This is a genomic window from Candidatus Acidiferrales bacterium (assembly GCA_036514995.1).
GTDB lineage: Bacteria > Acidobacteriota > Terriglobia > Acidiferrales > DATBWB01 > DATBWB01.
Genome location: DATBWB010000076.1, coordinates 1 through 8,156 on the forward strand (window position 1 = coordinate 1; position 8,156 = coordinate 8,156).

8 protein-coding genes are annotated in these 8,156 nt (G+C 60.3%); all 8 read left to right on the forward strand.

The window, feature by feature from the left end; genetic code table 11:
• A partial coding sequence (locus VIH17_05630; GenBank protein HEY4682714.1) for a hypothetical protein occupies positions 1–520 on the forward strand: 520 nt, incomplete at its 5' end.
• 110 nt (positions 521–630) lie between these two features.
• Positions 631–1,797 (forward strand): cytochrome c3 family protein, encoded by a 1,167-nt coding sequence (locus VIH17_05635; GenBank protein ID HEY4682715.1) that lies wholly within the window; start codon positions 631–633, stop codon positions 1,795–1,797.
• Positions 1,798–1,876: 79 nt separating this feature from the next.
• The gene (locus VIH17_05640) at positions 1,877–2,395 is read left to right on the forward strand and encodes a c-type cytochrome (protein HEY4682716.1); all 519 of its coding nucleotides are present in this window, start codon (positions 1,877–1,879) and stop codon (positions 2,393–2,395) included.
• A gap of 149 nt (positions 2,396–2,544) precedes the next feature.
• Positions 2,545–3,357, forward strand: coding sequence for an endonuclease/exonuclease/phosphatase family protein (locus VIH17_05645; GenBank protein HEY4682717.1), 813 nt, complete (start codon positions 2,545–2,547; stop codon positions 3,355–3,357).
• Between the two features lie 93 nt (positions 3,358–3,450).
• The gene (locus VIH17_05650) at positions 3,451–4,245 is read left to right on the forward strand and encodes a class I SAM-dependent methyltransferase (protein HEY4682718.1); all 795 of its coding nucleotides are present in this window, start codon (positions 3,451–3,453) and stop codon (positions 4,243–4,245) included.
• A 519-nt stretch (positions 4,246–4,764) separates the two neighbouring features.
• Positions 4,765–6,015, forward strand: a complete 1,251-nt coding sequence (locus VIH17_05655) for a radical SAM protein (protein HEY4682719.1) — start codon at positions 4,765–4,767, stop codon at positions 6,013–6,015.
• Positions 6,008–7,369, forward strand: coding sequence for a radical SAM protein (locus tag VIH17_05660; GenBank protein ID HEY4682720.1), 1,362 nt, complete (start codon positions 6,008–6,010; stop codon positions 7,367–7,369). Before VIH17_05655 ends, VIH17_05660 begins: the two co-directional genes overlap by 8 nt.
• Before the next feature lie 84 nt (positions 7,370–7,453).
• Positions 7,454–8,156 (forward strand): YwiC-like family protein (locus VIH17_05665; GenBank protein HEY4682721.1); only part of this gene is annotated, 703 nt, incomplete at its 3' end.

Consider the following 8,156-nt stretch of genomic DNA (forward strand, 5'->3'; position numbering starts at 1 on the left):
TGCCGTTTTGCCCGGCCTTACCACCATCCTCCTCGCCCTCCATCTTGTCCTTGTCCAGAAGCTCGGCATGAGCGTGCCGGAGTCGGTCGAAAGACAATGGACGGCTACGGGCGGCCAGCGGCGCGAGATGCCTTTCTTCCCCAATTTCGCTTTGCGCGACCTGATGGGCTGGTACATCGCGCTGGGCGTCCTGGGTGCGCTGGCCGCTTTGATGCCGTGGGAACTGGGCGTCAAAGCGGATCCCTTCACCTCCGCTCCGGCAGGCATTCGCCCGGAGTGGTATTTTCTCTTTGCCTTTGAAACCTTGAAATTCATCCCCGCCAAGATCTGGTTCATAGACGGCGAGGTGTTGGGCGTTCTCGCCTTTGGAATTGCCGGGTTACTCTGGCTACTGATCCCGTTTCTGGACCGCAAGCCGGGTGAGCGCTGGCGAGTTTTCTTTCTCGGGCTGGGGATCTTTGTGGTTGTTTTCATGGCCGTGACGACCTTGCCGACACTCATCGCCTCTCTGATGAAATGAACATGCAAGTTCGATGTTGGTTTACTGTCCTCTTGGCCATCCTCGGGTGCTCCGCGTTTGCCCTGGCTGCGGATCAGTGCCTGCTTTGCCATCAAATGCTCGAAGGTAAGTTGAAAACCCCAACCGATACCTGGGCGGAGGATATCCACGGCCAGAAAGGTCTGACCTGCGCGGCGTGCCACGGTGGGGATGCGAACACCGATGACATGATGAAGGCGATGAGTCGCGCTGCCGGGTTTGTCGGCAAGCCGGCGCGATCCCGCATTCCCCGGCTTTGCGCCCGGTGCCACAGCGATGGCGCGTTCATGCGGGAGTACAATCCCTCGCTTCGCACCGACCAACTGGCGCAGTACCGCACCAGCGTGCACGGCAAGCGGTTGGCGGCGGGCGACACGAAAGCTGCTGTTTGCAGCGATTGCCACAGCGTCCACGAGATTCGGCCAGCGTCCAATCCTCTCTCCACCGTCCATCCGCTCAAGGTGGCGGAAACGTGCGCCCGCTGCCACGTCAATGGCGAGTATATGAAGGCGTACAAGATCCCCACCGACCAATTTGCCGGCTACCAGGCGAGCGCGCATTACGCAGCCATGGCGAACCGCGGCGACCTTTCCGCGCCCACCTGCTCGACCTGCCATGGAAACCACGGCGCGGCGCCGCCGGGCGTGGCTTCCGTCGAGAACGTTTGCTCGACTTGCCACGTCTTCCAGGCACAGCTTTTTGACGAGAGTCCTCACAAGAAGGCCTTTGCCGCGATGAACCTGGCCGCCTGCATTGCCTGCCACTCCAACCACCGCATTGTGCCGCCGACCGATGCCATGCTCGGGACCGGCCCGGGCTCCATTTGCCTGAATTGCCACGCGGAAGGAGACGCCGGTTACGCCAAAGCGGCTCAAATGTCCCAGAGCATCGCCGAGCTCGAAAAGGCGCTCGCGAACTCGGACGCGATTCTCGATCGCGCGGAACGCTCCGGCATGGAAGTCAGCCAGCCCAAGCTCGAGCAAGGGGAAGCGCGAGAAAATCTCATCAAGGCGCGAGTCAACATTCACAGCTTTGACCCCGCCAAGGTGGCCGGGGTCGTTGCGGCGGGAAAGAAGCTCGCCGCAAAAACGTACCGGGCCGGCCGGGAGGCCCTCCGCGAACGGGATTTCCGTCGAAAGGGACTGGCCATTTCGCTGATCACGATTCTGGTCGTGCTGTTCGGCCTGCGGATGAAGCTCCGCTCGATCGAAGCGCGCCAGGCAGCCCAGGCGGACGAGGCAAACAAGGATTCGTTGTAGAGGGAGAAAATAGAAAAGAGAAAACAGAAAATAGCTGTCCCCTATTTTCTGATTACTGTGTTTTGAAAAAGGAGGGAGCATGAGATTCCCCCACATGCTCGCTTTGCTCATCGCGCTCGCCGCTCCCGCTGTTCACGGCGATCGTTCAGGGCGAGCTGCGGCGGCTCCCCAGGTGTCGGGACAACAGCCAGCTCCACCTTCGCAAGCCAAGCCGGCGGTACCGCCCGCAATTCCGTCTGTCATTCCCCCCGAGGCCGCTCAAAAATCCAATCCCGTCAAAGCGACGCCGGAATCGGTGGAGGCGGGCAAACGGCTTTTCGTCAGCCAATGCGCCATGTGTCATGGCACGGAGGGCGATGGCAAAGGCGACTTGGCGGTGGAACTGAAATGGGAAGTGAAGGACTGGCGCAACCCGGAAGCGCTCAAGGACAAAACCGACGGCGCCCTCTTTTACCTGCTGACAGCGGGCAAGGGGCACATGCCCGGCCAGGAAAAGCGCATGACCGACACGCAAAAATGGAACCTGGTGAATTTTATCCGTTCGCTGGCAAAGGAAACCAAAAAGGAAGAAAAGAAGCCCGGGCAAGACCAACCCTGAGCCTCGCCCGTCACCTTCTTCCTCGCAGCCTCCACCCCGCCGCTGCCTGAAAATTTGCGGCCTCCTCCTTGAGATTTTCTTGACCTGGGCACGATTGTGTAGAAGACTTCGCCGATTCGAAGTTTCCTTTTGTCTCCGGAGGCACAACCATGGCGAAGGCATTTTCGCTGGCGTCTTGGAATGTCGAGCATTTCAAAGATGACCCCAACCGGGTCGGACGCGTCGTGGACTTCCTTCGGCGGCAGGATGCCGACGTCTTTACGCTCTACGAGGTGGAGGGCAAGACGGTATTCCAACAGTTGGTCAGCAAGCTCCCAGCCTACCAGTTCCACATCACCGAGGGGCCGCAGGTTCAGGAAATTCTGGTGGGTGTGCGGAGCGGCTTGACTGCGTTCTTCACTCAACGCCTCGAGTTCAAGTCCGGCAACTCCCTGCTGCGCCCGGGCGCTTTGCTGACCCTGCGCATCGACAGCGAGGATTACCCCATCCTGTTCCTGCACACCAAGAGCGGCTCAAAGCCGATCGGGCTCGGCATCCGTGACGATATGTTTGCCCATGCGTTCAAGTTGAAAAAGAAGCTTGACCAAGTTGCCGGCGGCCAGGGGAAGGCCAAGTTCCTCTTCCTCGGCGACCTGAACACGATGGGGATGGAATACCCCTTCCAGAAGGATATTTCACCCACGCTGGAATTGCAGAAGCTGGACAGAGAGGCAGCGAAGGCAAAGATGCGCCGGCTGACCAAGAATCGCGAGTACACGTGGTCTAACGGACCTCAGTCCAAAATGCCACCCGCCAACCTGGATCACGTAGTGGCCTCCGAGCAGTTGCGCTTGCGCCCGTTTGGGGGGAAGGATATCGAGGTGCGTGGCTGGCCCGCCGAAGCGACAGCCGAACGGCAGGCCGACTGGATTCGCAAATTCTCCGACCACGCCTTGCTCTTCCTGGAGGTGCAGAAGGGTTAGCACCGCCGCGTGTAGCCCGTGCCGTGAACGGCTCTGGGGGCGACTCAATCGAATCACGTCTGGCGGACAGTAGGTCTTACCAGGGAGAAATCCATGGATCGCCCACGGGATAGCACGGAGTACTCCTTTACAGCGGAGTTTTACGACCACATTGTGCCCTATCGGAATCGGCCCGATATCGCCTTCTTCGTGGAGAAGGCACAACAGGCGGGGGACACGGTGCTCGAACTTGGTTGTGGAACGGGACGCGTGCTGATTCCCATAGCAAGAGCAGGCATCAAGATTGTCGGCCTCGATCTCTCCCCGTTCATGCTGTCCGCTTGCCGGGAGAAGCTCGCGCGTGAGCCGGCGGAAGTGCAAGCGAAGGTGCGCCTGGTCGAAGGAGACATGCGAAACTTTGACCTGGGGCGACAGTTCAGCCTGGTGACGATACCCTTCCGCTCTTTTCAGCACCTGATTACTGTCGAGGACCAATTGTCTTGCCTCGCCTGCATTCACCGGCATCTGGTGGAAGGTGGAACGTTCATCCTGGATTTATTCAATCCCTATCTGCCACGCCTGGTCGAAGAGCAGTACCTGACCGAAACGGAAGAGGAGCCAGAGTTCACGATGCCCGATGGCAGAAGGGTGGTTCGACGTCATCGTACGGTAGCCCGGGACCTGTTCCGACAGGTTCAAGAGATTGAGCTGATCTACTACGTTACGCACCCTGGTGGACGCCAAGAGCGGCTGGTGGATCGCTTCTCGATGAGGTACCTCTTCCGGTTCGAAACGGAACACCTCCTGGCGCGATGCGCTTTGCGGGTGGTGGAGGTGTACACCGATTACGACAAAAGTCCGTACGGGTCGAAACACCCTGGGGAATTGATCTTTGTTGCAAAGAAATAAGAGACACGAGTTGACGCCCCACCCTTTGCTTCGCTCTTATCGAGGGGCACCCGGCCTGTTCCTTCCCCCCACGCCACGCTCGATTCCCGGAATTACCTCGCGGCGCTTACCCAGCCCGGACGAGCTCGCGCCGAAGCAGCTTCCGTAGTGCGGCCAAGCGGGGCGCTCTATCCTTTGATTCCTCCTCTACGGCGACGCGCTACTTCCGGCGGGCAGCGCCCGATGCCAGCGCCAAAATGGGCGATTTGACGCCGACAACCGAGAGGGCGCGGCCCCCAACCTGTATTGGCGATAGCGGGCAATCCTGGGCAATTTGCCCCACGTCTGTGGCTAGGCTCGCAAAAAGCGACTTTTTGGCTTTGAGAACCACTCCCCTGGTGAGAAAGCCCTTCCTTTAACTTGTTGAATCTAAAACCAATAAATAGGACTGGGACACTTCAAGGGTACGCCCGAGTTTGGCATCCAGGATGCCCATCGTTGAGCGGGTTCATCACAAACAACGCACCAAGAGATTTGCCCGTGATTGATGTTACCAAACTCTATTGTGGGCAGGACGCGACGGGCGATGCTCTCCGTTATGGGCACACCTCCCGGCCTGAAACCGGAGAGCCGCTGACCCACAAGGTTCCCCGATCCGCCGCCGAGCGACGCCCCATCGTGGTCTGGAACACCACCCGCCGCTGCAACCTGAACTGCATTCACTGTTACACCGATTCGCGCGACAAGCTCTACCCCAACGAATTGACCACCGAAGAAGCGAAGACGATGATCAGCGACCTGGCCCGGTTCGGTGTTCCGGCGCTGCTGTTTTCCGGCGGCGAGCCTTTGATGCGCCCGGATACGATTGAGCTGGCCGAGTGCGCGCGGCAAGCCGGGATTCGCCCCGTGCTTTCCTCGAACGGCACCCTCATCACATCGGAGGTTGCTCGCCGCGTGAAGTCGGCAGGGTTCATCTACGTGGGCATCAGCCTCGACGGCATCGGGGTGAACAACGACCGCTTCCGCGGGAAGAAAGGCGCGTTTGACGCTGCCATGGCCGGTTTCCGAAACTGCGTCGAAGCGGGCCAGCGGGTGGGATTGAGGCTCACGCTGACCAAGCGAAATTTCCACGATCTGGACGCCATTTTTGACTTTATCGAGCGGGAAAAGATCAATCGAGCTTGCTTCTACCATCTGGTCTATGCCGGCCGGGCGAACAATCTTTTGACCGATGACCTGAGCCAGGAGGAATCGCGCCGGGCGATGGACTTGATCCTGGCCCGCGCGGAAGATTTCGTCCGCCGCGGCCTGAACGTTGACGTCCTCACCGTGGATAACCACGTGGACGGGGTCTATCTCTATCTGAAGCTGCTCGAAAAAGATCCCGAGCGCGCCAGGAAGGTTTATGAGCTTCTGAAATGGAACGGCGGGGGCCGATACTCGAGCGGGGTGGGCATCGGTTGTGTCGATTTCGACGGCAATGTCCACGCCGACCAGTTCTGGGGCGATCACAGCTTTGGCAGCGTCCGCGAGCGGCCGTTCAGCGAAATCTGGATGGACACGAGCGATCCGCTGATGGCCGGACTCAAGGACCGCCTCCCCTTGCTCGAAGGCCGGTGCCGGAGCTGCCGCTGGAAAGAGCTCTGCGGGGGCAGCTTCCGCGTCCGAGCCCTGCGTGTCTATGGGAACCCGTGGCAGCAGGATCCGGCCTGCTACCTCAGCGAGGAAGAGATTTCATCTCGGTTTTTCCCGGAAAGCGAACTTGTTTCCAAGAGTCAAGCGCATGACTAGCGCCCAAAACCACAAACCGCGACTGGTTTTCTGGGAGTTGACAACCGGATGCAATTTGCGTTGCATCCATTGTCGCGCCACCGCTCAGGAATTATCCTCTCCTGATGACCTACCTACACCCAATGTCCTTGACCTGATACAGCAAATCTGCAGGTATTCACACCCCATCCTCATCCTGAGCGGTGGCGAACCTTTATTTCGCAAAGACATCTTTGAGATCGCGCGCTATGGCACGGAATGCGGTCTGCGGGTGGCGCTGGCAACCAACGGCACGCTGGTGACGCCGGAGGTGGCTCGCAAAATCGCCTGGGCCGGCGTCCGGCGCGTTTCCATCAGCCTGGACGGGGCGGACGCGGCTACCCACGACAGCTTCCGAGGAATTCCGGGGGCGTTTGCCGCCGCCCTGAGGGGGATCGAACACTTGCAAAGCGCGGGCGTCCCGGTCCAAATCAATACCACCATCGCCCGGCATAACGCCCACCAGTTGCCCGCCATCCTGGATCTCGCCCTCGCCCTCGGCTGCGCGGCACTGCATACGTTTCTGCTGGTTCCGGTCGGCTGCGGCGTGAACATTGCCGAGTCGCAGATGGTGCCGCCGGAGGAATACGAAAAGATTTTGCATTGGTTTTACGACCGGCAGAGGGAAGGCCGGATCGAAATGAAAGCCACCTGCTCGCCTCACTATTTCCGGGTTTTCCGGCAGCGGCAGGCGGCAGAAGGAAAAAGCCTCGTGCCGGAGGGTACGGGGCGAAGCTCGACCCTCCCGAGGCTTCGGGAGAATTGGGGCTCGCGTCCCGCACCAAGCGGAACTCCGGAAGCGGAACCGGCCGGAGCTCCGCGCGAGACGCTCGTGGCTCACCCGGGGAAGATCGGCGTGAATTTGAATACGGGCGCGGCGATTCCGCCGTCATCTACCCCGGGTGAGCCACTCTCTTTTTCGCCAGGCCACGCTCATGGTCATCCCGGCTCCCCGTCCTGGCAGGGCGGCGAGATGTCGGCCATGACCAAGGGCTGCCTGGCAGGCAGCGGGGTTTGCTTCATTTCGCACAAAGGCGAAGTGTTCCCCTGCGGATACCTGCCGGTGAAAGCCGGTGATTTGCGTACCCAGAGTTTTGTCGAGGTCTGGGAAGGCTCGGAAGTGTTTGCCGCGTTGCGCGACACCGCGAATTTGACCGGCAAGTGCGGCCGATGTGAATTCCGCAATATCTGCCTGGGCTGCCGGGCGCGGGCCTACGCCGCCACCGGCGACTATCTGGCCGAGGAACCCTTTTGCATTTACCAACCCCAACACCCCATCACCAATCCGAAGAATCATCCTCGAACTTCCCTCCCATGTTCCTTACCAGGGTGCTGAGAGAGCCTAAAATTGGCGGTGGCCCGAGGAGCAACCTGGCCATGCCGGCGGCCGCATCAAACGATCCCGTGAAGGGAACGTAACGTGCGACTTGTTCTTCCCCGGGAACACGGCAGTTGGGGGATTCTGCTCGTGCCGTTTGTGACGGGAGTTGCGGTCACCGGCGAGTGGAACCTCCCGGCGCTGCTTGCTCTGGTCGCCATCGTTGCGGTCTTCCTCGGCCGGCCTTCACTCGAGCTCTTGATTGCCGGAAAGGGCGGGTTGCCTTCCCCATCGGAAAGAGCTGTGGCCGTGAAAGGCTGCGTGCTTTTTGCGGGCCTGGCGACGGCCGCGACGGTTCCCCTTTTGGCGGTCTATGGTCGCTGGCTGTTACTTTGGTTGGCAACGGGGGCGATGGGAGCCTTCCTCATCTATCTCTGGTCGCATGATGCGCAGAAGCGCGCCGCCAAGGGCGGGGCCGAACAACTTGCCGCTACCTTTGGTCTCACGCTCACCTCGCTGGCTGGGTACGGCGCTGCTCTGGGCAGATTCGACGCTCGCGGTCTTCTGGTCTGGGTCCTCCAAGCGTTCTTCTTTCTCGGCGGAGTTCTCTACGTCAGATGTAAGGTCCGCGCCATCCCCGCCCGCGACCGACTGGAAACGCTCGCCGATCGCATACGCTTTGCGTGGCCGGTGATTGCCTATCACCTTCTCCTTGTCGGCCTCCTGGTATCGCTCGCCGTAAACCGCCGGCTCTCCTGGGCGGTGCCTTTTGCGTTTGCACCGGCGCTGCTTCGCGCCGGCTATG